This is a genomic window from Ideonella dechloratans, assembly GCF_021049305.1.
In the GTDB taxonomy this organism is placed as follows: domain Bacteria; phylum Pseudomonadota; class Gammaproteobacteria; order Burkholderiales; family Burkholderiaceae_C; genus Ideonella; species Ideonella dechloratans.
Window position 1 is genome coordinate 3,516,198 of the sequence record NZ_CP088081.1, and the last position, 25,359, is coordinate 3,541,556.

General features: G+C 70.8%; 21 protein-coding genes. 15 read left to right on the forward strand and 6 right to left on the reverse strand.

From position 1 onward, the window contains the following. The first annotated feature begins 25 nt into the window (after positions 1-25). Positions 26-901, forward strand: coding sequence for a Rossmann-like and DUF2520 domain-containing protein (locus LRM40_RS16405; RefSeq protein ID WP_231067601.1), 876 nt, complete (start codon positions 26-28; stop codon positions 899-901). Here the strand turns inward: LRM40_RS16405 and metW are convergent. Both metW and metX read right to left on the reverse strand, forming a co-directional pair. After that, positions 882-1,469: a methionine biosynthesis protein MetW gene (gene metW, locus LRM40_RS16410; protein WP_151125357.1), complete on the reverse strand. Its 588-nt coding sequence runs from the start codon at positions 1,467-1,469 to the stop codon at positions 882-884. The two genes, LRM40_RS16405 and metW, sit on opposite strands and share 20 nt — an antisense overlap. Beyond that, on the reverse strand, positions 1,466-2,617 hold the full coding sequence (gene metX, locus LRM40_RS16415) for a homoserine O-succinyltransferase MetX (protein WP_151125356.1): 1,152 nt from the start codon (positions 2,615-2,617) through the stop codon (positions 1,466-1,468). The genes metW and metX overlap by 4 nt, the downstream gene beginning before the upstream one ends. Positions 2,618-2,852: 235 nt before the next feature. Between metX and LRM40_RS16420 the strand changes: the two genes are divergently transcribed. The 7 genes from LRM40_RS16420 to LRM40_RS21495 all read left to right on the forward strand — a co-directional run bounded on the left by LRM40_RS16420 (position 2,853) and on the right by LRM40_RS21495 (position 10,170). Further along, positions 2,853-3,512, forward strand: a complete 660-nt coding sequence (locus LRM40_RS16420; protein WP_151125355.1) for a TetR/AcrR family transcriptional regulator — start codon at positions 2,853-2,855, stop codon at positions 3,510-3,512. Then, positions 3,509-4,492 carry an HlyD family secretion protein gene (locus LRM40_RS16425; RefSeq protein WP_151125354.1) on the forward strand — a complete coding sequence of 328 codons (984 nt, stop codon included), beginning with the start codon at positions 3,509-3,511 and terminating at the stop codon, positions 4,490-4,492. The genes LRM40_RS16420 and LRM40_RS16425 overlap by 4 nt, the downstream gene beginning before the upstream one ends. A gap of 7 nt (positions 4,493-4,499) precedes the next feature. Beyond that, on the forward strand, positions 4,500-5,471 hold the full coding sequence (locus LRM40_RS16430) for an ABC transporter ATP-binding protein (protein WP_151125353.1): 972 nt from the start codon (positions 4,500-4,502) through the stop codon (positions 5,469-5,471). Beyond that, positions 5,468-6,604 (forward strand): ABC transporter permease, encoded by a 1,137-nt coding sequence (locus tag LRM40_RS16435; RefSeq protein ID WP_151125352.1) that lies wholly within the window; start codon positions 5,468-5,470, stop codon positions 6,602-6,604. Before LRM40_RS16430 ends, LRM40_RS16435 begins: the two co-directional genes overlap by 4 nt. A gap of 449 nt (positions 6,605-7,053) precedes the next feature. Further along, a complete protein-coding gene (locus tag LRM40_RS16440) occupies positions 7,054-9,036 on the forward strand; it encodes an NAD(P)-binding protein (protein ID WP_151125351.1) in 1,983 nt (660 codons plus the stop codon). A 47-nt stretch (positions 9,037-9,083) separates the two neighbouring features. Further along, the gene (locus LRM40_RS16445; RefSeq protein WP_151125350.1) at positions 9,084-9,509 is read left to right on the forward strand and encodes a nuclear transport factor 2 family protein; all 426 of its coding nucleotides are present in this window, start codon (positions 9,084-9,086) and stop codon (positions 9,507-9,509) included. 4 nt (positions 9,510-9,513) lie between these two features. Continuing rightward, complete coding sequence (locus LRM40_RS21495) at positions 9,514-10,170, forward strand: nucleotidyltransferase family protein (protein ID WP_170288942.1); 657 nt, start codon at positions 9,514-9,516, stop codon at positions 10,168-10,170. A gap of 3 nt (positions 10,171-10,173) precedes the next feature. Here LRM40_RS21495 and LRM40_RS16455 read toward each other — a convergent pair whose 3' ends face one another. Both LRM40_RS16455 and LRM40_RS16460 read right to left on the reverse strand, forming a co-directional pair. Beyond that, entirely contained in the window at positions 10,174-10,701 is a 528-nt protein-coding gene (locus LRM40_RS16455) for a gamma carbonic anhydrase family protein (RefSeq protein WP_151125348.1), read from the reverse strand. Positions 10,702-10,732: 31 nt separating this feature from the next. Then, on the reverse strand, positions 10,733-13,090 hold the full coding sequence (locus LRM40_RS16460) for a penicillin-binding protein 1A (protein ID WP_151125347.1): 2,358 nt from the start codon (positions 13,088-13,090) through the stop codon (positions 10,733-10,735). 164 nt (positions 13,091-13,254) lie between these two features. On the opposite strand from LRM40_RS16460, the gene LRM40_RS16465 reads away from it, so the two are divergent. The 3 genes from LRM40_RS16465 to LRM40_RS16475 are packed head-to-tail and all read left to right on the forward strand — an operon-like array spanning position 13,255 to position 17,611. Continuing rightward, positions 13,255-14,148: an amino acid ABC transporter substrate-binding protein gene (locus tag LRM40_RS16465; RefSeq protein ID WP_151125346.1), complete on the forward strand. Its 894-nt coding sequence runs from the start codon at positions 13,255-13,257 to the stop codon at positions 14,146-14,148. 59 nt (positions 14,149-14,207) lie between these two features. After that, positions 14,208-15,860, forward strand: a complete 1,653-nt coding sequence (locus tag LRM40_RS16470) for an FMN-binding glutamate synthase family protein (RefSeq protein WP_151125345.1) — start codon at positions 14,208-14,210, stop codon at positions 15,858-15,860. A gap of 17 nt (positions 15,861-15,877) precedes the next feature. After that, complete coding sequence (locus tag LRM40_RS16475) at positions 15,878-17,611, forward strand: ABC transporter ATP-binding protein/permease (protein WP_151125344.1); 1,734 nt, start codon at positions 15,878-15,880, stop codon at positions 17,609-17,611. Positions 17,612-17,626: 15 nt separating this feature from the next. On the opposite strand, the gene LRM40_RS16480 is transcribed toward LRM40_RS16475, so the two are convergent. Continuing rightward, positions 17,627-18,250 (reverse strand): glutathione S-transferase family protein, encoded by a 624-nt coding sequence (locus tag LRM40_RS16480; protein WP_151125343.1) that lies wholly within the window; start codon positions 18,248-18,250, stop codon positions 17,627-17,629. A 142-nt stretch (positions 18,251-18,392) separates the two neighbouring features. Between LRM40_RS16480 and purB the strand changes: the two genes are divergently transcribed. From purB to LRM40_RS16495, 3 genes are all read left to right on the forward strand, one after another. Continuing rightward, positions 18,393-19,766, forward strand: coding sequence for an adenylosuccinate lyase (gene purB / locus LRM40_RS16485; RefSeq protein WP_151125342.1), 1,374 nt, complete (start codon positions 18,393-18,395; stop codon positions 19,764-19,766). Between the two features lie 108 nt (positions 19,767-19,874). After that, on the forward strand, positions 19,875-20,693 hold the full coding sequence (pyrF, locus tag LRM40_RS16490) for an orotidine-5'-phosphate decarboxylase (protein ID WP_151125341.1): 819 nt from the start codon (positions 19,875-19,877) through the stop codon (positions 20,691-20,693). Positions 20,694-20,738: 45 nt separating this feature from the next. Continuing rightward, complete coding sequence (locus LRM40_RS16495) at positions 20,739-23,342, forward strand: PAS domain-containing sensor histidine kinase (RefSeq protein ID WP_170288941.1); 2,604 nt, start codon at positions 20,739-20,741, stop codon at positions 23,340-23,342. A gap of 12 nt (positions 23,343-23,354) precedes the next feature. Here the strand turns inward: LRM40_RS16495 and LRM40_RS16500 are convergent, their stop codons facing one another. Then, complete coding sequence (locus LRM40_RS16500; protein ID WP_151125339.1) at positions 23,355-24,116, reverse strand: class II glutamine amidotransferase; 762 nt, start codon at positions 24,114-24,116, stop codon at positions 23,355-23,357. Positions 24,117-24,260: 144 nt separating this feature from the next. Between LRM40_RS16500 and LRM40_RS16505 the strand changes: the two genes are divergently transcribed. Then, entirely contained in the window at positions 24,261-25,358 is a 1,098-nt protein-coding gene (locus LRM40_RS16505; RefSeq protein WP_170288940.1) for an acyltransferase family protein, read from the forward strand. The last annotated feature ends 1 nt before the right edge of the window (position 25,359 follow it).

Genomic DNA, 25,359 nt, shown 5'->3' on the forward strand with positions numbered 1-25,359 from the left:
GGGAGGGGCCGCCACAATGCGGCCCATGACTGGATCTCCTCCAACCCTCAACCTGGTGGGCGCCGGCCGTGTGGGCCGCACCCTGGCGGCGCTCTGGCAGGCCGCAGGCGTGTTCAGGCTGGGCGACGTGCTGACCCGCAGCCCCCTGAGCGCCCAGGCGGCCGTGGCCGCCCTGGGGGCCGGCCGGCCGGTGAGCGAGCCGGCGGCCATGCGCCCGGCCGAGGTCTGGCTGCTGGCCACGCCGGACGGCGCGCTGGCCGACAGCGCCGCGCGCCTGGCGAACGCGGGCCTGGCGCCGGCGGTGGCCTGGCATTGCAGCGGCTTCTCCCCCGCCGCTGCGCTGGCCCCGCTGCAGGCCGCCGGCTGGGCCGCCGCCAGCGCCCACCCCGCACTGAGCTTTGCCGATCCGGCCGCGGCCCAGGCCCAGTTCGCCGGCACGGCCTGCGCGCTGGAGGGCGATGACCCGGCCGTGGCGCGGGCCGAGCAGGCCTTTGGCGCCATCGGCGGGCGCTGCTTTCGGCTGCAGGCCGCCGACAAGCCGCTGTACCACGGTGCGGCGGTGCTGGTCAGCAACTTCCCGCCGGTGCTGGCCGCCGCGGCGGCCGAGCTGTGGCAGGGCTGCGGCATGCCACCGGAACTGATCGCCCCGCTGTGGCAGGCCTTTGCGAAGAACGTGGCCGACAACCTGCTGCGCCTGGGGCCGGCCGCCGCGCTGACCGGCCCGGCCGCGCGCGGCGACAGTGCCGTGGTGCAGGCCGAGACCGCGGCCATGCAGGCCCGCGACCCGGCCCTGGCCCAGGCCTATGCGGCGCTCAGCACCCTGGCCGCGCGGCTGGCCCGGGAGGGGGCGGCGCTGGCCCCGTCCGACGGAGCCGCGCCGCTCAGCCGCGCTCGAACTTGAACACCGCCACGCTGGCCAGCAGGTTGGGCAGGGTGCGCACCATCTCGCCGTCCTGCAGGCCGAAGCTGTCGAGGATTTGCAGCCCGTTCTTGCGCGCCAGCACCTCGAAGTCGGCGTAGGTGCCCACGCGGATGTTGGGCGTGTCGTACCACTCGTAGGGCAGGGCCTTGGTCACCGGCATGCGCCCGCGCAGCACCGAGACCCGGTTGGGCCAGTGCGCGAAGTTGGGGAAGCTGACGATGCCGATGCGACCCACCCGCGCGGTCTCGCGCAGCATCTTCTCGGCATTGCGCAGGTGCTGCAGGGTCTCCAGTTGCAGCACCACGTCGAAGCTGTGGTCGTCGAAGAGCTTCAGCCCCTCTTCCAGGTTGAGCTGGATGACGTTGATGCCGCGCTGGGTGCTGGCCAGCACGTTGGCATCGTCCAGTTCGATGCCGTAGCCGACGCAGCCGCGCTCGCGCATCAGGTAGGCCAGCAGCTCGCCACTGCCGCAGCCCAGGTCCAGCACGCGGGCGCCCTGGGGCACCAGGCGGGCGATCACTTCCAGGTTCTTCAGCGGGGTGGTCATGCGCGGGCTCCCGGGGTGACATCGGCGGCGATGCGCTCGAAGTAGGCCCTCATCACCGCCAGGTAGCGCGGGTCCTCCAGCAGGAAGGCGTCGTGACCGTGCGGCGCGTCGATCTCGGCATAGCTCACGTCGGCCCGGTTGTCGACCAGGGCCTTGACGATCTCGCGCGAGCGCGCCGGCGAGAAGCGCCAGTCGGTGGTGAAGCTCACCAGCAGGAAGCGGATGGCCTTGGCCGCCGCGTAGGCGCGGGCCAGGTCACCACCGTGGGCGCGGGCCGGGTCGAAGTAGTCCAGCGCACGGGTGATCAGCAGGTAGGTGTTGGCGTCGAAGTACTCGCTGAACTTGTCGCCCTGGTAGCGCAGGTAGCTCTCGATCTGGAACTCGATGTCCTGGGTGCTGAAGTGCAGCTCGGCGTCGCGCAGCTCGCGGCCGAACTTGGCCTCCATCGAGTCGTCGGACAGGTAGGTGATGTGGCCGATCATGCGCGCCACCCGCAGGCCGCGCTTGGGCACCACGCCATGGGCGTAGAAGTGGCCGCCGTGGAAGTCCGGGTCGGTGACGATGGCCCGGCGCGCCACCTCGTTGAAGGCGATGTTCTGCGCCGACAGATTGGGCGCCGTGGCCACGGCCACGCAGTGGCGCAGGCGCTCGGGGTAGCGCAGGGCCCAGGCCTGGGCCTGCATGCCGCCCAGGCTGCCGCCCAGCACGGCCGCCAGCTGGCGGATGCCCAGGGCCTCGATCAGCCGCGCCTGGGCGTCCACCCAGTCCTCCACCGTGCAGACGGGGAAGTCCGCGCCCCAGGGCCGGCCGGTGGCCGGGTTGGTGTGCATCGGCCCGGTCGAGCCGAAGCAGGAACCGGGGTTGTTCACCCCGATGACGAAGAAGCGGTCGGTGTCCACCGGCTTGCCGGGGCCCACCATGTTGTCCCACCAGCCCAGGCTCTTGGGATCGTCGGCGTGCAGGCCGGCCACGTGGTGCGAGGCATTGAGGGCGTGGCACACCAGCACGGCATTGCTGCGCTGGGCATTGAGCGTGCCGTAGGTCTCGTACACCAGCTCATAGGCCGGCAGCTGCGCGCCGCTCTGCAGCGGCAGGGGCTGGTCGAAGCGCATGCGCTGCGGTGTGACCACCCCGACGGAGCTCGTCATGTCCGACTCTCCATTCATCCAAAACAAAACACCCGGACGTCGCGCCAGACAAAGCGGACACCGGGTGCACAGGTCTCGGGGTCCCTCTTTAGCGGCATTTGTTGGGCGCCCGCAATCCGGAACAAATCGGCGCCATGGGGTCCGCAGTTTAGCAGCCGCGGGCATCCCAGGCCGGCGCTGGGCCATCTGGATCCGGACTTGACGAATTACTGGCCAATCGACCAATAATGCAGCCATGGCCCGCCCCTCCCAAGCCGTGGACCAGGCGCTGATCGCCAGCGCGCTGGCCCTGTACCCGCAGTGCGGCTGCGCCGGACTGTCGCTGCGCAAGGTGGCCGAGCACGCCGGCACCCAGCCGGCCATGGTGCATTACCACTTCGGCGGCAAGCCGGCCTTTCTGCGCGCAGTGCTGCAGCAGCTCTACGAGCAGATGTTCGCCGCCCTGAACGTGCACGGCCGCGGTGAGGAACGGCCGCGCGATCGTCTGCGCGGTGCCCTGCTGACGCTGGGCCGCTTCCTGCGCCAGCACCGCGCCGTGGCGGCGCGCCTGGCCCTGGACGCTGCCCAGGGCGAGCCCGTCGTCCACGACTTCCTGCGGGCCAACGCGCCCCGCCATCTGGGCCTGCTGCTGGCCCTCTTGCAGGAGGCCCAGGGCGCCGGCGAGCTGCAGGCACTGCCTCCCTTGCAGGCCTTCACCTTTCTGATGGGTGCGGTCAACGCGCCCACCCTGATCGCCACCGGCGCGCTGCAGCTGGGCGTGGCCCCGGCCCTGCTGGGCGAGCTGCTGGATCAGCAGGTGCTGAGCGACGAGGCCCTGGTCCAACGGGTGGACCTGGCGCTGGCCGCGCTCGGCCCATCCCCCCGTGCGGCGGCTGCCGCTGGAGCGTCCCCATGACCCCTTCGATGCGCCCTGCCCTGCATGGCCTGCCACTGCTCTGCCTGCTGCTGTTGACCGCCTGCCAGCCACAGGCCCCGGCCGCCTGGTCCGGCTATGTGGAAGGCGACTATGTCTATGTGGCCGCCCCGGTGGCCGGCACCCTGACCCGCCTGGCCGTCACCCAGGGGCAGACGGTCGGCGCCGGTGCGCCGCTGTTCCAGCTGGACGACGTGGCCGCCCGCGCGGCCCGCGCCCAGGCCGACGCGCAGGTGCAGGCCGCGCGCGCCCAGGCGGCCAACGGGCAGACCGGGCTGCGTGCACCGCAGATCGCCGTCAGCCGGGCCCAGCTGGCCCAGGCCCATGCGGCGGCCACGCTGGCCGACGCCGAGCTGCTGCGTCAGCGCAGCCTGGTGACCCAGGGCTTCATCTCGCAGTCCCAGCTGGACAATGCAGCCACCGCGGCCCGCCAGGCCCATGACAAGGTGAGCGAGCTGGAGGCGGCCCTGAAAACCGCCGAACAGCCCACGGCCCGCCCCGCCGAGCTGGCCGCCGCCCAGGCCAACACCGTGGCCGCCCAGGAAGCCCAGGCCCAGGCCGCCTGGCGCGAGCAGCAGGCCCGCCAGAGCGCCCCGGCCGCCGGCTTGATCGCCGACACCTTCTTCCGCGAGGGCGAATACGTGGGCGCCGGCCAGCCGGTGGTCTCGCTGCTGCCGCCCGACCACCGCAAGGCCCGCTTCTACGTGCCCGAGGCCGAGGTGGGCCAGCTGCAGGTGGGTCAGCCCGTGAGCCTGGGTTGCGACGGCTGCGGCGCCCCGATCGCCGCGCGCATCAGCCGCATCGCCCCGCAAGCCGAGTACACGCCGCCGGTCATCTACTCCAACAGCCAGCGCAGCAAGCTGGTGTTCCTGGTGGAGGCCCGGCCCGGGCCGGCCGACACCCTGAAGCTGCACCCCGGCCAGCCGCTGGACGTGCGCCCGGTGGCGGGCGCGAGCCGCTGAGCCCGCCATGACACCGACCTCTTCCACCCTGGCCCCGGACTGGGCCATCGACGTGCGTGGCCTGACCAAGCGCTATGGCACGACCACCGTGGTGGACCATGTGGACCTGCAGCTGCGCCCGGGCCGCATCTGCGGCTTCCTGGGGCCCAACGGCAGCGGCAAGACCACCACCATCCGCATGCTCTGCGGCCTGCTGACCCCCGACGAGGGCGAGGGCCACTGCCTGGGCCTGGACTTGCGGCGCGACGCGCTGGAGATCCGCCGCCAGGTGGGCTACATGACGCAGCGCTTCGGCCTGTACGAAGACCTGTCGATCCGCGAGAACCTGGACTTCATCGCCCGCCTGTTCGAGCTGCCCGAGCGCAAGCGCCAGGTGGACGAGGCCCTGGAGCGCCTGGGCCTGGTGAGCCGCCAGCGCCAGCTGGCCGGCGCGCTCTCGGGCGGCTGGAAGCAGCGCCTGGCCCTGGCGGCCTGCCTGCTGCACCGGCCGCGCCTCCTGCTGCTGGACGAGCCCACCGCGGGCGTGGACCCCAAGGCCCGGCGCGACTTCTGGGACGAGATCCACCGCCTGGCGGCCGAGGGCATCACGGTGCTGGTCTCCACCCACTACATGGACGAGGCGGCGCGCTGCCATGAGCTGGTCTACATCGCCTATGGCCACCTGCTGGCCCGCGGCACCGAGCGCGAGATCATCGCCCAGTCGGGCCTGACCGTCTGGGCCGTGCAGGCCGAACGCGAGGACCCGGCCGCCCTGGCCCCGTTGGTCACGCCGCTCAAGCAGGCCCCAGGGGTGCAGAGCGTGGCGGCCTTCGGCAGCGCGCTGCACGTGGCCGGTAGCGACCCGGCCGCGCTGGAGCAGGCCATCACGCCGTGGCGCGCGCAACCCGGCCTGCGCTGGGCACCGGCCCAGGCCTCGCTGGAGGATGTGTTCATCGGCCTGATCGGCCAGAGCCGCGACAACATGGAGGCCGCCAGGTGAAGCGCCTGTTCAGCCTGGCCCGGCTGTGGGCCATCTTCGTCAAGGAGTTCCAGCAGATGATGCGGGACCGCCCCACCTTCGCGATGGCGGTGGGTGTGCCCATCATCCAGCTGGTGCTGTTCGGCTACGCCATCAACACCGACCCCAAGGGCCTGCCCACGGCGGTGGTCAGCCACGACAGCGGGCCGCTGGCGCGCAGCCTGCTGGCCACGCTGGAGAACACCGGCTACTTCCACATCACCCATCAACCCGACAGCGAGGCGGCGGGCGACGCGCTGGTGGAAGACGGCGAGGTGCAGTTCCTCTTCGTGATCCCCGATGACTTCAGCCGCCGCGTGGTGCGGGGCGAGAAGCCGGCGGTGCTGATCAGCGTGGACGCCACCGACCCCAGCGCCGCCAGCAACGCCCTGGCCGCCCTGGGCCAGGTCAGCGCGAGCGCACTGGACCGCGACCTGATCGGCCCTCTGGCCGGCCTGAAGGCGGGCGAGGCGCCCTATGAGCTGCGCATCCAGCGCCGCTACAACCCCGAGGGCCTGTCGCGTTACAACATCGTGCCCGGCCTGATCGGCACCATCCTGACCATGACCATGGTGATGATGACCGGCCTGGCCATGACCCGCGAGCGCGAGCGCGGCACGATGGAGAACCTGCTGGCCACGCCGGTGCGGCCGGTGGAGGTGATGCTGGGCAAGATCCTGCCCTATGTGCTGGTGGGCTACATCCAGCTCAGCGTGATCCTGGCGGCCGGGGCCTTTCTGTTCGAGGTGCCGATGGAGGGCAGCTTCCTGCTGCTGATGGGCATGATCGGCGTCTTTATGCTGGCCAACCTGGCGGTGGGCTTCACCTTCTCCACACTGGCGCGCAACCAGATGCAGGCGCTGCAGGCCACCTTCTTCTTCTTCCTGCCCTCGATGCTGCTGTCGGGCTTCATGTTCCCCTTCCGCGGCATGCCGGCCTGGGCCCAGCACCTGGGCGAGCTGCTGCCCCTGACCCACTTCCTGCGCATCGTGCGGGGCATCCTGCTCAAGGGCAACGGCTTCCTGCAAGTGCTGCCCGAGCTGTGGCCGCTGCTGGCCTTTCTGGCGGTGGCGGGGGCGGTGGCGCTGGCGAGGTATCGGCAGACCTTGGATTGAGGGTTTTGGGGATTGGGTTGGGGGTTGGCGCGCGGCGGCGGACGGCGGGCCAGGTGGCCGGGCGATCGGCACCCTCCACGTCCCGCCACCCGGCCCACCGTCCACCGCGGTCACCGTGGGTGGCGACCCTTCCCTTTCAAGGAGCACCACCGCGCCCGCCCTGGGGTGTCGGGGCACCGGGGTGGGCGCCTGAGGGTCGCCGAGGGCGCACAGCGGGGCGGGACACGCGCGCCAGCGCGCTTCGTGAACTGACTGGGCGTGGGTGTTTGAGCGAAGCGCGTGAGCGCGCAGCGAGTTCCACGCCCGTCCCGCCCCGCGAGCACCCGAGGGCAGCCCAGGCCCGCCGGGCCTGGGCCGACCCGCCGAAGCCCACCCCGGTGCCCCGGCACCCCAGGGCCCGCCACCACCTCCCCACCACGGCCCGACATGCCACGCTAACCTCACGCCCCATGCCCTTCCCCGACATCCAGCGCCGCGACCTGCTGCACGGTGCCGCCGCCCTGGCCCTGGCCGGCCGCGCCCTGTCCACCCACGCCCAGACGCCGCCCACGGAAGGCCCGCTCGCCGACCACCCCAGCCGCCGCACCGGTCTGCAGGGCCAGACGGACAACGCCCGGGCCCACGCCCATGCCTGGCGCGACCACCCTGAAGCCCTGCGCGACGCCGTCGTCGAGCGCGACCCCGAGGTGGAGGACCTGGTGGTCGTGGGCGCGGGCATCAGCGGCCTGGCCGGCGCCTGGCTCTACCGCCAGCACGCCGGACGGCCGGTGCGCATCCTGCTGCTGGACGCCCTGGACGACCTGGGCGGTCACGCCCGGCGCAACGAATTCCTCTCCCGCTCGGGCCGACGCCTCGTGGGCTATGGCGGCTCGCAGTCGCTCGATTCGCCCAGCCTGTTCTCGCCCGCCGTGCAGCAGCTGCTGCGCGATGTCGGCATCGACCTCTCCCGCTTCCAGCACGAATTCTTCGATCAGGACTGGTCGCGTCGCCATGGCCTGCTGCGCCACGGCCGCCTCTTCACCGCCGACCAGTGGCCCGGCCTGCAGGGCGCCGACCGCCTGGTCTGCCCCGAGCCGGACGAGCCAGCCGCCGCCTGGCTGGCCCGCACGCCGCTGTCGCCCGCGGCCCAGGCCACGCTGGCCGCCCTCTACGCCAGCGACACGCCCCGCAACCCGCTGCCCCATCTGCACACCCCGAGCGCCCGCCGCGCCGCCCTGGCCGGCATGACCTACGACCAGTTCCTGCGCCAGCACTGGGGCGCCGACGAGGAGGTGCTGCGCCTGCTGCGCGGTGAGACCCGCGCCTACTTCGGCGTGGGCACCGAGGCCACCACCGCGCTGGACGCCTGGGCCGGCGGCCTGCCCGGCTTCGCCGGCCTGGACCTGGGCGAGGGCCCGGACCGCCGCCAGTCCCCCAGCGGCCGCCAGCTGATGCTCAGCCAGGACCCGTACATCTTCCACTTCCCCGACGGCAATGCCGGCGTGGCCCGCGCCCTGGTGCGCGGCCTGATCCCCGGCTGCCTGCCCGGGCAGACCATGGACAGCCTGGCCGACGGCGTGCTGGACATGGCGGCGCTGGACCGGCCCGAGCAGCCGGTGCGGCTGCGCCTGCGGGCCACGGCCGTGGGCCTGCGCCACCTGGGCCCGCCGGAACAGGCCGAGCAGGTGGCGGTGCGCTACGTGGACGGCCAGGGCCGGCTGCGCGAGGTGCGGGCCCGCCAGGTGCTGCTGGCCTGCTGGCACCGCGTCATCGCGCGGCTGAGCGACGAGCTACCCGCGGCCCAGCGGCGCGCGCTGGACGACCAGGTCAAGGTGCCGCTGCTCTACGCCAACGTGCTGCTGTCGAACTGGCGGGCCTTCGCCCGCGCCGGCCTGCACGGCTTCACGCCGGTCGGCGGCTTCTGGGACGAGGCCTCGCTGGATTTCGCGATGCGCATGGGCAGCCTCGCCCCGCCGGAGCACCCGGACGAGCCCATCCTGCTGCACCTGGCCAAGGTGGTGGTGCCGGGCGATGGCCGCCCAGCCCGAACCCAGGCCGCCGAAGGACGAGCCCAGCTGCTGGGCTGGTCCTTTGAACACCTGGAGACGCAGATCCGCCAGACGCTGCAAAGCGCCCTGGGCGGCTTCGGTTTCGACCATGCCAGCGACATCGAGGCCATCACCGTCAACCGCTGGGCCCATGGCTATGCCTACGAGTACATGCGGCCCTGGGACCGATACTGGCCCGACGGCCCGCTGCCCTGCGAGACGGCCCGCCGCGGCTGGGGCCGGGTGGCCATTGCCAATGCCGACGCGGGCGCCTACGCCTATGCCCACAGCGCCATCGACCAGGCCACCCGCGCGGTGCAGGAGCTGCTGCCGCGCGCCCGGTTGCCCGCGGCCCACGTGGCCCCGGGGCCGGCCTGGCCATCCCCTGGCGGCCGGAAGCGTTGAGCGCCAGCGCATGTCAAGATGAAACGCCCTTACCACCGCCTCCTCAGATGACCTCTGCCGAACAACTCGTCCGCGACTTCTGGCAGCGCATGGCCAGCAACGACTTCGCCAGCCTGGCCCCGCTGCTGGCCGAAGACTTCACGCTGGATTGGCCGCAGTCCCGGGAGCGCATCCGCGGCGCGGCCAACTTCGTGCGCATGAACACCGAGTACCCGGCCCACGGCCCCTGGCGCTTCACCCTGAACCGTCTGGTGGCCGGTGGCGGCGCCTCGGTCGATGAGGTGGTGACCGACGTCAGCATCACCGACGGTGTGCAACGGGCCCAGGCCCTCAGCTTCTTCACCGTGCACGGCGGGCGCATTGCCCGCATGGTCGAGTTCTGGCCCGAGCCCTATGCCGCGCCGGCCAACCGGGCGCACCTGGTCGAGCCGATCCCGGTCGAGGCGCTGGATGCCGGCGCGGGCACCGCCTGAAGCCATGGACCCGACCGAACTGCGCGCCCTGGTCGAGGGGCTGCGACAAACCCACGGCGCCCACACCGCCCTGTTGTATGGCTCGCTGGCCGATGGCAGCGCCGGGCCGGAGAGCGACATCGACCTGGCCCTGTTCGCCCCCATCGCCCAGGTCCGCCGGGATGCCCGCTGGCACCAGGGCCGGGCCCTGGACGTCTTCGTCCACCCGGAGACGGTGCTGGCCGAACCGAGCGCCGAGCAGCTCTACCTGCGCGGCGCGCAGGTGCTGGCCCAGCGCGGCGATGAAGCCACGCGCTTCCTGGCCCAACTCGAGGCCCTGCATGCGAAGGGCCCGCAGCCCCTGGCGCCTGACGAGGCCCAGGCCCTGCGGGTCTGGGTGGCCAAGATGCTGCAGCGCCTGCGCCGCGGCGATGCCGAGGGTGACTACCGCCGCCACTGGCTGCTGATGATGGCGCTGGAGGACTACTTCGCGCTGCGCACCCTTTGGTACCCCGGCCCGAAGAAGGCCCTGGCCTGGATGGCCCGCGAAGCGCCGGACCACCATGTCCTGTGCGCGGCCGCGCTGCGCCCCGGCGCCAGCGACGAAGCCATCGCTGCCTGGATGGCGACGGTCATCGAAGACGCTTCAGCCACGCCCATCCGGCCGGCCGACCCGGCGTGAGCCTCAATCGACGCGCCGCAGCCCGTCACGGAAGCGCCGGGCATTGGCCACGTAGTGGGTGGCGCTGCGGGCCAGGCCGGCGATCTGCTCGGGCGTCAGGGCCCGTTTGACCACCGCCGGGCTGCCGACGATCAGCGAGCCGTCCGGGAACTCCTTGCACTCGGTCACCAGCGCCCCGGCGCCGACCAGGCAGTTGGCGCCGATCTTCGCGCCGTTGAGCACCACCGCGCCGATGCCGATCAGCGTGTTGTCGCCCACGGTGCAGCCGTGCAGCATGGCCTGGTGGCCCACCGTCACGCCCGCGCCCAGGGTCAGCGGCTTGCCGGGGTCGGAATGCAGCACGCAGGCGTCCTGCAGGTTGCTGCGCGGGCCCACGCGGATGGGCTCCAGCTGGTCGCCACGCAGGATGGCGCCGAACCAGACGCTGACGTCTTCCGCCAGTTCGACGTTGCCGATGACCTGGGCCGAGTCGGCCACCCAGGCGCTGTCGTCGATCTGCGGCTGCTGCTCGCCCAGTGCGTACACGGCCATGTGCTTGTCTCCTGCGGAATGGAAAGAGGACTCAGGGGTGGCTGGCGGCGGGCGCCACCGGGGGAAGCGCGGCTTCCTGCGGCGCCGAGGCGCCCTCGGCGGCAGATGCGCCGGAGGCCGCCCCCGCCGCATCGTCCACCCCGATCTGGGTCACGTAGCCGCCTTCGGCGTACTCGTTGTAGTACCACTCGCCGTTGACCTCTTGCACGCCCTCGGGTGGATCGATGGTGTGCACCGGCACGTTGCGCAGCACCTGGGACATGTAGCCCAGCCAGATGGGCAGCGAGGCCCCGCCACCGCTTTCGTGGCTGCCCAGGCTGCGCGGGTCGTCGTAGCCCATCCACACCACTGCCACCACCGAGGGCTGGAAGCCGGCAAACCAGGCGTCCACCGCGTCGTTGGTGGTGCCGGTCTTGCCGTAGATGTCGGGCCGCTTGAGCGTGGCCTGGGCGCGTGCGGCCGTGCCGCTGCGGGTCACCTCGTTGAGCAGGCTGTCGATCACGAAGGCGTTGCGCGCCGGGATGATGCGCTGGGCCTCGGTCAGCGGCACCGGCGGCGGCGCCTGGAAGACGACCTTGCCCTGGGCATCGGTGATGCGCTCGATCACCACCGGGTCCACCTTGTAGCCGCCATTGGCCAGCGCAGCATAGGCGGTGGCCAGCTGCATCGGCGTGGTGCTGCCCGCCCCCAACGCCAGCGTCAGGTTGTCGGGCTGGCGGTTGACGTCGAAGCCGAAGCGGCCGGTCCACTGACGCGCGGTGTCCACGCCGATGTACTGCACCAGCCGGATGCTGACCAGGTTCTTGGACTTGGCCAGGGCCCGGCGCAGGGAGATCGGCCCGTCGTACTGGCCGTTGTCGTTCTGCGGGTTCCAGCCATCGGGCCCCACCGGCCAGGGCGCGTCGTTGACCACCGTGGCCGGCTGCACGCCGTGCTCCATCGCCGCCGAATACAGGAAGGGCTTGAAGCTGGAGCCCGGCTGGCGCCAGGCCTGGGTGGCGTGGTTGAACTGCTGGCGGGTGAAGTCGAAGCCACCCACCAGGGCCCGCACCCGGCCGGTGCCCGGGTCCAGCGAGACGAAGGCCGACTGAGCCTGCGGCCACTGGGCAATCGTCCAGCCGCCCTTGTCGGCCTTCATCACCCGGATCACCGATCCCCGGCGCAGGGCCAGGTTGTCCGGCGCCTTGGGCGACAGGCCGCTCCTGGCCCAGCGCAGGCCCTCGCCTTCGAGGGTGACCTTCTCGCCGGTGGCGAGCACCGCCTCCACCTTGCTCGGGCTGGCCTGCAGCACCAGGGCCACGCGAAGGTCCTCGTCGTCGCGCTGGTCCTTCAGGATCTGGGCCGCCTGGTCCTCGTCGTCGCCGGTGTCGTCGCCCAGGTCTTCCTGGTCCTCCGGGCCACGCCAGGCCTGGCGGCGCTCATGGTCCAGCACGCCGCGGCGCAGCGCCGCCCAGGCGGCCTGCTGGTCGGCGGCAATCAGCGAGGTGGTGACCTTGTAGCCCTCGCTGTAGGCCTGCTCGCCAAAGCGCTGGTAGACGATCTGGCGCGCCATCTCGGCCACATGCTCCGCATGCACCGCCACCTGGTTCTCGGAGCGGATCACCAGCTTCTGGGCCTTGGCCTCGTCGTACTGGGCCTGGGTGATGACGCCGGTGGCCAGCATGCGGCCCAGCACCACATGCTGGCGGGCCACCGCGCGATCGAAGTTGGTGATGGGGTTGGCGTAGCCGGGGTTCTGCGGCAGACCGGCCAGCATCGCGTCCTCGGCGATGCTGAGCTGGTCCAGCGGTTTGCCGAAGTACACCTGGGCTGCGGCGCCAAAGCCATAGGCGCGGTGCCCCAGGTAGATCTGGTTCATGTAGAGCTCCAGGATCTGGTCCTTGTCGAGCTGGTGCTCGATCTTGACCGCCAGCATGGCCTCGCGGATCTTGCGGTCCAGCGTGCGCTTGGACGACAGGAAGAAGTTGCGCGCCACCTGCTGGGTGATGGTGGAGGCCCCTTGCCGCATGCCGCCGGGCGTGATGTTGGCGACGAAGGCCCGCACGATGCCGATCGGGTCCACCCCGCCGTGCTCGCGAAAGCGCGCATCCTCCACCGCGATCAGGGCGTCCTGCATCATCTTCGGAATGCGCTCGATGGGCAGGAAGACGCGGCGCTCGGACCCGAACTGGGCGATCTCCACGCCATCGCGGGTGAAGACCTGCAGCGGCTGGCGGGGCTGGTAGTCGGTGACCTTGTCCAGGTCCGGCAGCATCGGGTAGAGCAGCGCGGCCCAGATGCCCAGCAGCAGCATGCCCGCGAGGACCAGGCCCCCGAGAGACACGCCGGCGAACAGCCAGGGGCGGCGGTGCATCAGGCCCAGCAGGGCGGAGACATCAGGCTTGCGCATCGGGTCGGAATCCAATCGGGACAGCCCGTGGATTATCGGCACATGCGCACCGCTGCCCCGTTTCACGGGAAGGGCATAGACTCGGCGGGTCCGACTGGGGTTCCGCCGCCGACACCCTCCGGCCCGCCGCGACCCCGGCCACAAGCCCGACCTTCCCGATGTCCATGAAGAAGCAACTCCCCCTGTTGGCGCTGGCCGCCTTGCTCGCCACCCAGGCCACCCCGACCCTCGCGGGCCCGGTGCTCGACCGCATCCGCCAGAGCGGCAAGATCGTCCTGGCCCACCGCGATTCCTCCGTGCCCCTGTCCTACATCGACAGCAGCAGCGGCAAGCCCGTGGGCTATGCCCTGGACCTGTGTCTGAAGGTGGCCGACGCGGTCAAGCGCCAGCTCAACCTGCCCAAGCTGGACGTGGGCTATCTGCAGGTGACCTCGGCCAACCGGATGCAGGCCATCACGGAGGGCAAGGCCGACCTGGAATGCGGCTCCACCACCAACAACGCCGAGCGCCGCAAGCAGGTGGCCTTCACCATCCCGCACTACATCACCGGCGCCCGCATCCTGGTGCATGCCAACACCAAGTTCGACAAGATCAACGACTTCGAGCACAAGAAGCTGGCCATCACCAAGGGCACCACGGTGCTCAAGGCGGTGCAGCACGCCAACGAGGAACGCCTGCTCTACATCGACATCGTCGAGGCCCCCAGCCACGCCGCCGCGGTGGACATGCTGGACAAGGGGCAGGTGGACGGCTTCGCGATGGACGACGTGCTGCTCTACGGCCTGCGCTCGGAACGGCCCGACCCGGAGAAGTACAAGGTCGTCGGCGGCTTCCTGACGATCGAGCCGCTGGCCATCATGCTCAGCAAGGACGACCCGGAGTTCAAGGCCCTGGTGGACGCCGAGATGAAGCGCCTGATCACCAGCCGCGAGGCCTATGCCATCTACGACCGCTGGTTCACCAGGCCGATTCCGCCGCGCAACGTGTCGCTGAACATGCCGATGAACTATCTGCTGCGCGATTTCTGGAAGTACCCTTCGGACATGGTGCCCAACTGAGCCCCGGCTGAGGCGCCGCACACACACCAGCGGCCCCGGCCGCCCCCCCGGAGGAGACCATGCCCGCCTGGCTGATCGCGCTCGACCGCCACCTGCCCATCCGCTACCTGGCCCTGCTGGGCTGCGCGACCGCCGCCCTGCTGGGCGCCTTCGCCTGGATCGGCTTCGGCGTGGGGGGCTGGTGGGCCCTGCTGGGCTGGACCGGCGTCGTCGTCGGCATCCGGGATCTGCGCCAGCGCCGGCACGCGGTGCTGCGCAACTACCCTGTCATCGGCCACCTGCGCTTCCTGCTGGAGTTCATCCGGCCGGAGATCCGCCAGTACTTCATCGAGAGCGACAACGAGGCCGCGCCCTTCTCGCGCCAGCAGCGTTCGCTGGTCTACCAGCGGGCCAAGGGCGAGCCCGACAAGCGGCCGCTGGGCACCCAGCTGGACGTGCACCGCCAGGGCTACGAGTGGCTCAACCACTCGCTGCAGCCCACGGTGCTGGCCTCGCACGATTTCCGCATCACCATCGGCGAGGGCTGCGCCCAGCCCTACAGCGCCAGCGTGTTCAACATCTCGGCGATGAGCTTCGGCGCGCTGTCGGCCAACGCCATCCTGGCGCTCAACGCCGGCGCCAAGCGCGGCGGCTTCATGCACGACACCGGCGAGGGCTCGGTCAGCCGCTACCACCGTGAGCATGGTGGCGATCTGGTCTGGGAGGTGGCCTCGGGCTACTTCGGCTGCCGCGACGAGGCCGGCCGCTTCGATGCCGAGAAGTTCGCCGCCCTGGCCACCGACCCGCAGATCAAGCTGATTGAGGTGAAGCTCTCGCAAGGGGCCAAGCCCGGCCACGGGGGCGTGCTGCCAGGGCCCAAGGTGACGGCCGAGATCGCCGCGGCGCGCGGGGTGCCCGAAGGCGTGGACTGCGTCTCGCCGGCGGCCCACAGCGCCTTCGCCACGCCCGAGGAACTGCTGCGCTTCGTGGCCCGGCTGCGTGAACTCTCCGGCGGCAAGCCCGCCGGCTTCAAGCTCTGCATCGGCCACCCCTGGGAGTGGTTCGCCATCTGCAAGGCCATGCTGACCACCGGCCTCACGCCGGACTTCATCGTGGTGGACGGGGGCGAGGGCGGCACGGGCGCTGCGCCGCTGGAGTTCACCGACCATGTGGGCGCGCCGCTGCAGGAAGGCCTGCTGCTGGTGCACAACACCCTGGTGGGGCTGAACCTGCGCGAGAAGGTTCGCATCGGCGCGGCCGGGCGCATCGTCAGCGCTTTCGACATCGCCCGCGCCATGGCCCTGGGTGCCGACTGGTGCAATTCCGCCCGTGGCTTCATGTTCGCCCTGGGCTGCATCCAGGCCCAGGCCTGCCACACCGGCCATTGCCCCACCGGCGTCACCACCCAGGACCCGGTGCGCCAGCAAGCCCTGGTGGTGCCCGACAAGGCCGAGCGGGTCTTCAATTTCCACCAGAACACGCTGCACGCCCTGCAGGAGCTGGTGCAAGCCGCCGGCCTGCGGCACCCGCGCGAGATCACCACCCGCCACATCGTGCGCCGCACCCCGGGCGACCGGGTGACCCTGCTGGCCAACTGCCTGCCCGTGGTGCAGCCGGGCGAGCTCCTGGCCGCCGAACGCGGCGAGCGCCCCTGGCCGCAGCCGGTTTACGAGCTCTACTGGCCCATGGCGCGCGCGGACAGCTTCTCGCCGCGGGAGCCCCTGCCCGCCTGAGACCGACGGAGCCGGCCATGGAGACTGTCCCGGAGCACACCGGCCCGCCGGCCGGTTTCGACTGGCGCCTGTGGCGGCGCTTTGCCGCCATTGCCGCGCCCTACTGGCGTTCCGACGAACGCTGGCGGGCGCGCGGCCTGCTGAGCCTGCTGGCCCTGCTGCTGCTGAGCCAAACCCTGTTCAACGTGATGTTCAACCAGGAGACGGGGGAGTTCACCTCGGCCCTGGCCGCGCACGACGCCCCCCGCTTCTGGAGCGCCATCGGGCGTTTCGCGCTGCTGCTGTGTCTGGCGGTGCCGGTCTGGGGCCTGTACTACTTCGTGCGCGACACCCTGGGCCTGCGCTGGCGCCGCTGGCTCACGCAGCGCTTCCTGGCACGCTACCTGGGCCAGCAGGCCTTCTACCGACTCAACGCGGTGACCGCGCTGGACAACCCCGATCAGCGGATCTCCGAGGACATCAACAGCTTCACCCAGCAGTCGCTCTACTTCCTGATGGTGGGCCTGGGCTCGCTGATCGACCTGGTGGCCTTCGCCGGCGTGCTGTGGTCGATCTCGCGCCCGCTGGTGCTGTTCCTGATCGGCTATGCCGCCCTGGTCACCTTCATCACCACCTCGGTCTTCGGGCGGCGCCTGATCGGCCTGAACTTCCGTCAGCTGCGCCGCGAGGCGGACTTCCGTTTCGGCCTGGTGCGCCTGCGCGAGCAGGCCGAACCGATCGCCTTCCACCATGGCGAGGCGCAGGAGCTGTCCCGACTGGGCCAGGTCTTCGACGCGGTGGTGGACAACTGGCGCCGGGTGCTGCGCTGGCAGCTGGGCCTGAACCTGTTCCAGTACGGGCACAGCTTCCTGACCCTGGCCCTGCCCAGCGTCATCATCGCCGACCAGGTGCTCTCCGGCGAGATGGAAGTGGGCCGCGCGGTGCAGGCCGCCGGCGCCTTCACCGCAGTGCTGAGCGCGATGGCGGTGATCGTCGAGCACTTCGAGAGCCTGAGCCGCTTCTCCGCCGGCGTGAACCGCCTGCACGAGTTCTCGCAGACGCTGGACACCCAGCACGCGCGCCACGAGGGGGAGGCCATCGACTGCGAGCCGGCCAGCGTGCTGGCCCTGCGGAACCTGACCGTGCGCACCCCGGGCGGCGAGCACCTGATCGTGCAGGACCTGAGCCTGGAGGTCCCCGAGGGCGAGGGGTTGATGGTCGTGGGCCCCAGCGGGGTGGGCAAGAGCTCCCTGCTGCGGGCGGTTGCCGGGCTGTGGCGCCAGGGCAGCGGCCAGGTGCTGCGCCCCGGCGGGGACGAGCTGCGCTTCCTGCCGCAGCATCCCTATTTGCCGCTGGGCGACCTGCGCAGCCAACTGCTCTACCCGGACCTGGACCGCGACATCTCCGACACCGAACTGCTGGACATGCTGCAGCGGGTGCAGCTGCCGGAACTGGCCGAGCGGGTGGGCGGGCTGGCGGCCCAGGCCGACTGGGCCAAGCTGCTGTCCACCGGCGAGCAGCAGCGCCTGGCCTTTGCCCGGGTGCTGATCGCCCGCCCACGCTACGCAGTGCTGGACGAGGCCACCAGCGCACTCGATGCCGTGCACGAGGCGGCGCTGTACCGGCAGCTGGAAGGCTTGGCCATCACCCCGGTGAGCATCAGCCATCACCCGGGGCTGCGCCCCTACCACCGCTGGGTGTTGGAACTGCAGGGCGACAGCCAGGGCGGCTGGCGCCTGTGGCCTGCGCAAGGCTACGAATTCCCGTCCTGAGGACGGGTGCCGACCTCAGCCCTGGGGCGGCGCGGTGTCGATGAAGCTCTGCCGCGCCACCAGCTTGTCGTGCAGGCGCTGCAGATTGGGATGGGCGCCGCGCCAGTCGATGGCCGGGAAGCGGAAGTCCAGGTAGCCCAGGGCCACGCCCACGGCGATGTCGGCCAACGTGAAGTGGGTGCCGGCACCGGCGCAGAAGGCCTTCTCGCCCAGCCCGCGGCTCATGGCCTGCAGGGCCGACTCCACCCGCACCATCTGGCGGTCGATCCAGGCCTGGCTGCGCTCGCCCTCGGCCCGACCGGCCCAGGTCTGCTCCAGCCGCGCCGCGATGCTGGCGTCCAGCAGGCCATCGGCCAGGGCTTCCCAGGTGCGCACCTCGGCGCGCTCGCGCCCGGTGGCCGGGATCAGCTTGCCCACCGGCGAGAGCATGTCCACGTACTCGACGATGACCCGCGAGTCGAACACCGCCTCGCCGCCCTCCATCACCAGGCAGGGCACCTTGCCCAGCGGGTTGGAGGCCAGGATGTCGTCGCGGGCCCAGACGTCCTCCAGCACGAACTGGTAGTCGAGCTTCTTTTCCGCCAGCACGACACGCACCTTGCGGACGTAGGGACTGGTGAGGGAGCCGATCAGTTTCATGCGTGCGGTCAAGGGGGTGGTTGGCTCGCGATTCTAGCGAAGCCCCCCTGCGCCCGCCGGACCGCCCCGAAAAGGGGTGTCCCCCTTAAAATGAGAGGTTTCGCGCGCATCCCGGCGCCGCGTTCAGCCTGAGCTCTTTGCCATGACGATCTCCACCCTGATGGCCCTCTCCCCCCTGGACGGCCGCTACGCCGCCAAGGTCACCGCCCTGCGCCCGCTGCTGTCCGAATACGGGCTGATGCACCGCCGCGTGCAGGTCGAGATCGAATGGCTGATCGCCCTGTCGGACGCCGGCCTGGACGGCTTCGCCCCGCTGACGGAGGCCTCCCGGGGCCTGCTGCGGGGCCTGATCGCCCGCTTCTCCGAGGCCGATGCCCAGGCCATCAAGGACATCGAGAAGACCACCAACCACGACGTCAAGGCGGTGGAGTACTGGCTGAAGTCCCGCGTCGAGCACGACGCCGAGTTGAAGGCGGTGTGCGAGTTCATCCACTTCGCCTGCACCAGCGAGGACATCAACAACACCAGCCATGCGCTGATGCTCAAGGCCGCCCGCGGCGAGGTCATCCTGCCGGCGCTGGACGGCCTGCTGGCCACGCTGACCGGCATGGCCCAGCGCTTCGCGGCCATCCCCATGCTCAGCCGCACCCACGGCCAGACCGCCAGCCCGACCACCGTCGGCAAGGAGATCGCCAACGTGGTGGCCCGCCTGGCCCATGCCCGCACCCGCATCGCCGATGTGAAACTGCTGGCCAAGATGAACGGCGCGGTGGGCAACTACAACGCCCACTCGGTGGCCTACCCGGACAAGGACTGGGAGGCCTTCTCGCGCAGCGTGGTGGAAGGCAGCCTGGGCCTCACCTTCAACCCGTACACGATCCAGATCGAGCCGCACGACTACATGGCCGAGCTGTTCGACGCCGTCACGCGCGCCAACACCATCCTGATCGACTTCTCGCGCGACGTCTGGGGCTACATCTCCCTGGGCTACTTCAAGCAGAAGCTCAAGGAGGGCGAGGTCGGTTCCTCGGCCATGCCGCACAAGGTCAACCCGATCGACTTCGAGAACGCCGAGGGCAACTTCGGCCTGGCCAACGCGGTGCTGACCCACCTCAGCCAGAAGCTGCCGATCAGCCGCTGGCAGCGCGACCTGACCGACTCCACGGTGCTGCGCAACATGGGTGTGGCCCTGGGCTACGCCCTGCTGGGCTACGACAGCCTGGCCCGGGGCCTGGGCAAGCTCGAGCTCAACGAAGCCGCCCTGGCGGCCGACCTGGACCAGGCCTGGGAAGTGCTGGCCGAGGCCATCCAGACCGTGATGCGCCGCCACGGCCTGCCCAAGCCCTACGAGCAGCTCAAGGCCTTCACCCGCGGCAAGCCGATGACCCGCGAGCTGATCCAGGGCTTCATCGCCGACCTCGCCCTGCCCCAGACCGAGAAGGACCGCCTGCTGGCCATGACGCCGGCCGACTACACCGGCCGCGCCGCCGCGCTGGCCGCCCGCATCGGCAGCTGAGCCGACCCGCAGAGACTCCCCCGGGGGTGTCCCGTCACCTTGTGACAGGGTGTTTGAAACGTGAAGAATCCCCCCGTCCCGGCAGGGGGGCTCAGTAGAATCACGGACATGCATTTCAACGCCCAGCTTTCCCAGGCCAGCCATGGCCACCAGTCCCTGCTGTGCGTGGGTCTGGACCCGGATCCGGCCCGGTTTCCGGCGGGAATGAAGGGCGACAGCCGGCGCATCTTCGACTTCTGCGCCCGCATCGTCGATGCCACCAAGGATCTGGTGAACGCCTTCAAGCCCCAGATCGCCTATTTCGCCGCCCACCGCGCCGAGGACCAGCTCGAGCAGCTGATGGCCTACATGAAGCGGGTGGCGCCCGGCGTGCCCGTCATCCTGGACGCCAAGCGCGGCGACATCGGCTCCACCGCCGAGCAGTACGCCCGCGAGGCCTTCGAGCGCTACCAGGCCGACGCCGTCACGCTTTCGCCCTACATGGGCTTCGACTCGATCGAGCCCTACCTGAAGTACGAGGGCAAGGGCCTGATCCTGCTGTGCCGCACCTCCAACCCGGGGGGCAGCGACCTGCAGTTCGAGACCCTGGCCAACGGCGACCGTCTGTTCGAGCAGGTGGCCAGGCTGGCCGCCGGCCGCTGGAACCGCGACGGCCGCCTGGGCCTGGTGGTCGGCGCCACCTTCCCGGCCGAACTGGCCCGGGTGCGCGAGTTGGCCCCCACCCTGCCGCTGCTGATCCCCGGTGTCGGTGCCCAGGGCGGCGACGCCGCGGCCACTGTGAAGGCCGCCTGGCGGCCCGACGGGCCCATCATCGTCAACTCCTCGCGCGCCGTGCTGTATGCCGGGGACGGGGAGGACTTCGCGCAGAAGGCGCGTCAGGTGGCCCAGGCCACGCGTGACGCGCTCAACGCGGCCCGCCCGGCCTGAGCCATGGCCCGCGGCCCGGCACGGTCCCCGCACCAGCCCGGCGCCATGGACAAGCCTGCCCCCCCGCTTTCCGCCCGGCTCCGGGGGGCGGGACCCGGCCTGGGTCTGGCCACCGGCGCGGTGACGGCCGCCGTCTGGCAGCTCTGGCCGTCCGGCGGCTGGGCCGGCTGGCAGCTGCTGGGCACCCTGGGGGCCGCCTGTCTCACCGGTGGCCTGCTGGGCACCTGGTGGACCCGGCAGGTGCTGCAACAGCTCGCAGCCCCGCCCGCCGCGCCGACGGAATCCGAATGGCCGCCCACCCTGCTGGCGACGCCGGAGGACACGGCGCCTGAACCCGGCCCGCAGGCCGCCGCCCGCGGTCTGGCCGCCCTCTCCAGCGACGCCATGTTCGCGTCGCTGTCCCTGCCCCTGATCGCCCATGCGGGCCCGCGCATCCTGGCCATCAATCCGGCCGCGCGGGCCCTGTGGGGCGTGCCGGACGAAGCCGCCCTGCTGCAGCATCCCCTGCCCGAACTGTTCCAGGTCGGCGACGCACGGACGCGCGTGCAGGCCGTGCTGGAGCAACTTTCCGCCCCCAGCGGCAGCCCCGGGGCGATCGACGGGCCGGCCCTGTGCTCGGTGCAGCTGGCCGGCGACACCGCCCAGCGGGTGGTGCAGATGCGCTCCATGCGGGTACCGCTGCTGGGCCCGCAGGGCATGCTGTCCTGGCTGATCCCGGCCGAGAGCCTGCTGGGGCAGTCGCTCACCTCCTCCCAGGCCCTGCTGGCCCACCTGGTGGCCACCAGCCCGGACGTGATCACCCTGACCGACCTGCAGACCGGCCGCTACGTGATGGTCAACCCGACCTTCGAGCGCATCACCGGGCTGCAGGCGGCCGAGGTGCTGGGACGGACCTCGGGGGACCTGGGCATCTGGCACGACAGCGCCGAGCGCCAGCGCCTGGTGGACGCCTTGCGCGACCGGGACACGGCCCAGAACCTGCCCGCCACCTTCCGCGTGCGAGACGGCCAGCTGCTGCACATGCAGCTCTCGGCCTCCCGCTTCACGCACGAGGGCAGCGAGTACCTGGTCATCAACGCCCGGGACATCACCCGTGCGGAACAGCTGCGCCGCGAATACGCAGCGGTGCTGGACACGGCCCTGTTCGGCATCGCCGTCACCCGCGACGCCCACTTCCAGATGGTCAACCCCCGCTTCGAGGCCATGCTGGGCTGGCCCGCGGGCCGGCTGCAGGGCATGCACGCCAGCCAGGTCTGGCCCACCCCGACCGAGCATGCCGAGGCCCGGGCCCGCCTGCTGCCCCGGCTGGAAGCCGGCGAGCATGTGGACGAGGAGGTGCGCCTGAAGCGCCGCGACGGCAGCCTCATCAGCTGCCGGCTGCTGGCCCAGGCGGTGCACCCCCAGTACGGCGAGCGCGACGGCATCATCTGGATGGCCGAGGACATCACCGAGCGGCGCCAGATGGACCAGGACCTGGCGCGCGCACGCGACCAGGCCGAGGCTGCCAACCGGGCCAAGAGCACCTTCCTGGCCAACACCAGCCACGAACTGCGCACCCCGCTCAATGCCCTGCTGGGCCTGGCCCGGCTGGCCCGTGATCCGGGCGTGGACGAACTGCGCCGGCGCCAGTACATCGAAAAGATCAGCGACAGCGCCGAAACCCTGTCGGCCATCATCTCGGACATCCTGGACCTGTCCAAGATCGAGGCCGGCAAGATGCACCTGGACCGTCTGCCCTTCCGGCTCGACGGCCTGCTGCAGAACCTGCACGAAGCCTACGGCGCCCTGGCCGACACCAAGGGGCTGACCATGCGCCTGCAGCGCGACCCCGCGGTGCCCGACGTCGTCGTCGGCGACCCGGTGCGGGTGCGCCAGATCCTCAGCAACTACCTGAACAACGCGCTGAAGTACACACGGACCGGCGGCGTGGTGATGGCGGTGCACGTGCTGCACGGCCCGGTGCTGCGCTTCGAGGTGATCGACACCGGCACCGGCATCGACGCCCAGGCCCAGGCCCGGCTGTTCTCCCCCTTCACCCAGGTGGACAGCCCCGTCAACCGCCGCAACGGCGGCACCGGCCTGGGCCTGTCGATCTGCCGCGAACTGGCCCGGTTGATGGGCGGCGAGGTCGGCGTGATGAGCGAACCCGGCCACGGCAGCTGCTTCTGGGCCGAGCTGCCGCTGCCCGAGGCCTCGGATGTCGAGATCGACAGCTCCACCGGCAGCGACGGGCTGGACCCGGTCCAGGGGGCACGCATCCTGATGGTCGAGGACAACCCGGTCAACATGATGATCTCCGTGGCCCTGCTGGAGCAGTGGGGCGCGGTGGTCGAGCAGGCCCAGGACGGCCTGGAAGCCATCACGGCCGTGGACCGGGCCAGCGCGCGGGGCCAACCCTTCGACCTGGTGCTGATGGACGTGCAGATGCCCGGCATGACGGGGCATGAAGCCACCCGCGAGCTGCGCAAGCGCTACCCGCCCAACGTGCTGCCCATCGTGGCCCTCACCGCCGCGGCCCTGACCTCCGAGCGAGAGGAGGCCCTGGGCGAGGGCATGAACGACTTCCTCACCAAGCCGATCGACCCCCATCGGCTGAGGACGGCCCTGGTGCGCCTGCTGCGCGCCAACCAGGCCGCGAACGGCCCCTGAAGCCCCGGGGGCTCAGCACACCGGCTGGCTGCGCCCCTGCGCGAAGACCCGCAGTTCGCCGCTGGCGAAAGGCGTCCAGGCTTCGTCCTGGGTCAATGGCTCGGTGGCGATCACCGCCACCCGGTCCTGCGGCGTCGTCAGGTGGGCGAAGTCCACGCTCAGGTCCTCGTCGCGCAGGCGGGCGGCGCCGAAGGGATGACGCCGCTCGACCCAGTGCAGGTGGGTGGAGCAGTGCGCCCACAGCGCCTGACCGTTGGACAGCAGCATGTTGAAGGTACCGTGGCGGTGCAGCTGCGGCATCAGCTCGGCCAGGGTGCAGGACAGCTCGTCGATGGCCGGCACGCCCGCATGGGCCTTGGCCAGCTCCTGCATCAGCCAGCAGAAGGCACGCTCGCTGTCGGTGTCGCCCACCGGGCGGAAGGCGCCGTGCAGCCGCGGGTGGAAATCCACCAGATTGCCGTTGTGGGCGAACACCCAGTAGCGGCCCCAGAGCTCGCGCTGGAAGGGGTGGGTATTCTCCAGCGCCACCCGGCCCTGGGTGGCCTTGCGGATGTGCGCGATGACGTTCTCGCTGTGGATCGGGTAGCCCTTGACCAGCTCGGCCACCGGCGACTGGCGGGCGCTGTGGTGATCCACGAACAGGCGCACGCCCTTGTCCTCGAAGAAGCCGATGCCGAAGCCGTCCTTGTGTTCCTCGGCGCGGCAGGCCAGGCCGGTGAAGCTGAACATCACATCGGTGGGGGTGTTGGCATTCATGCCCAGCAGTTGGCAGATTTGAGAACTCCCGTCTCGTCAAGGATGTGGACTTTATGCCCGCCGCCCGCGCTTTGAACAGGCGTTGCGGCCTGAATTCGCACAACATCGGCCACACTGCCCCACGCGTTCATCCCGGAGCCGATGTTCTTTCCCGACGCTGCCATGAAGCTCTCCGATCTGTCCAAGGGGCGAGACAACAACTTCAACCTGATCCGCATCGCGGCCGCGTATGCCGTCCTGGTCACGCACAGCTTCGCGCTGGCCCTGGGAACCGGTGACGCGGAGCCGCTGCGTCACACCCTGGGCATGACCCTGGGCTCGATCGCGGTCGATGTCTTCTTCCTGACCAGCGGGTTTCTCGTCACGGCCAGCCTCCTGACCAAGCAGGACAGCCTCGATTTCGTGGTGGCACGGGTCCTCAGGATCTTTCCGGGCCTCTTGGTGATGCTGCTGCTTTCGGTGTTCGTCGTCGGTCTGGGTTTCACCACCCTGCCCTGGCAGAACTACCTCACCGATCCGCACACCTACAAGTACTTCGCCAAATGCCTGACGCTCGTTCGCGGCGTGGACTTCGAGTTGCCAGGCGTCTTCACCGGCAACCCCTACCGCAACGCGGTCAACGGCTCACTGTGGACCCTTCCCCATGAGGTCGCGATGTACCTCATCCTGGTGGTCGCCTGGCTTGCCCTGTTCCCGGTGCAGCGCCATCGCACACGCACATTCCGGCTGCTGCTGATCCTCTCCGCGCTGGTCTCGGGAGCCCGGGTTCTGGCCGGCCACTACGGTCTGATGGATGAGGCAACGCCATTTCCGCGGCTGTTCTTCATGTTCTTCACGGGCGCCGCCATCTTCGTGCTCCGGGAGCACATCCAGCTCGCCCGCCCGGTCTTTCTGGCCGCGCTTGCAGCGGTGGTCGCCACCGGCCTGCAGGGGGGGCTCTTCTTTCCGGCCTATCTGCTCTGCCTGCCCTACATCCTGTTTTATATGGCCTACGTGCCGTCGGGCCGGATCCGGAACTACAACCGCATGGGCGACTATTCCTACGGCATGTACATCTACGCCTTTCCCGTCCAGCAGTCCGTGGCCGCACTGATCCCCCAGATCTCGGTCCCGGGCATGCTGGCGGCTTCCACGATCGTCACCACGTTGCTCGCGGCGCTCTCCTGGCATGTAGTCGAGCAGCCAGCCATGGGCCTGAAGAGCGCGGTCCTCTCCGCTGTGCGCGACCTGATCTCCCTCCGCCGGCGTTTGCCCCGCTGAC

Excerpts from the sequence above, each read along its gene's own strand:
- purB (WP_151125342.1), top strand. The coding sequence starts at position 18,393 with ATGACGATCTCCACCCTGATGGCCCTCTCCCCCCTGGACGGCCGCTAC.
- LRM40_RS16405 (WP_231067601.1), top strand. The coding sequence starts at position 26 with ATGACTGGATCTCCTCCAACCCTCAACCTGGTGGGCGCCGGCCGTGTG.
- pyrF (WP_151125341.1), top strand. The coding sequence starts at position 19,875 with ATGCATTTCAACGCCCAGCTTTCCCAGGCCAGCCATGGCCACCAGTCC.
- LRM40_RS21495 (WP_170288942.1), top strand. The coding sequence starts at position 9,514 with ATGGACCCGACCGAACTGCGCGCCCTGGTCGAGGGGCTGCGACAAACC.
- LRM40_RS16465 (WP_151125346.1), top strand. The coding sequence starts at position 13,255 with ATGAAGAAGCAACTCCCCCTGTTGGCGCTGGCCGCCTTGCTCGCCACC.
- LRM40_RS16420 (WP_151125355.1), top strand. The coding sequence starts at position 2,853 with ATGGCCCGCCCCTCCCAAGCCGTGGACCAGGCGCTGATCGCCAGCGCG.
- metW (WP_151125357.1), bottom strand. The coding sequence starts at position 1,469 with ATGACCACCCCGCTGAAGAACCTGGAAGTGATCGCCCGCCTGGTGCCC.
- LRM40_RS16430 (WP_151125353.1), top strand. The coding sequence starts at position 4,500 with ATGACACCGACCTCTTCCACCCTGGCCCCGGACTGGGCCATCGACGTG.
- LRM40_RS16475 (WP_151125344.1), top strand. The coding sequence starts at position 15,878 with ATGGAGACTGTCCCGGAGCACACCGGCCCGCCGGCCGGTTTCGACTGG.
- LRM40_RS16445 (WP_151125350.1), top strand. The coding sequence starts at position 9,084 with ATGACCTCTGCCGAACAACTCGTCCGCGACTTCTGGCAGCGCATGGCC.
- LRM40_RS16460 (WP_151125347.1), bottom strand. The coding sequence starts at position 13,090 with ATGCGCAAGCCTGATGTCTCCGCCCTGCTGGGCCTGATGCACCGCCGC.
- LRM40_RS16440 (WP_151125351.1), top strand. The coding sequence starts at position 7,054 with ATGCCCTTCCCCGACATCCAGCGCCGCGACCTGCTGCACGGTGCCGCC.
- metX (WP_151125356.1), bottom strand. The coding sequence starts at position 2,617 with ATGACGAGCTCCGTCGGGGTGGTCACACCGCAGCGCATGCGCTTCGAC.
- LRM40_RS16425 (WP_151125354.1), top strand. The coding sequence starts at position 3,509 with ATGACCCCTTCGATGCGCCCTGCCCTGCATGGCCTGCCACTGCTCTGC.
- LRM40_RS16505 (WP_170288940.1), top strand. The coding sequence starts at position 24,261 with ATGAAGCTCTCCGATCTGTCCAAGGGGCGAGACAACAACTTCAACCTG.
- LRM40_RS16495 (WP_170288941.1), top strand. The coding sequence starts at position 20,739 with ATGGACAAGCCTGCCCCCCCGCTTTCCGCCCGGCTCCGGGGGGCGGGA.
- LRM40_RS16455 (WP_151125348.1), bottom strand. The coding sequence starts at position 10,701 with ATGGCCGTGTACGCACTGGGCGAGCAGCAGCCGCAGATCGACGACAGC.
- LRM40_RS16480 (WP_151125343.1), bottom strand. The coding sequence starts at position 18,250 with ATGAAACTGATCGGCTCCCTCACCAGTCCCTACGTCCGCAAGGTGCGT.
- LRM40_RS16470 (WP_151125345.1), top strand. The coding sequence starts at position 14,208 with ATGCCCGCCTGGCTGATCGCGCTCGACCGCCACCTGCCCATCCGCTAC.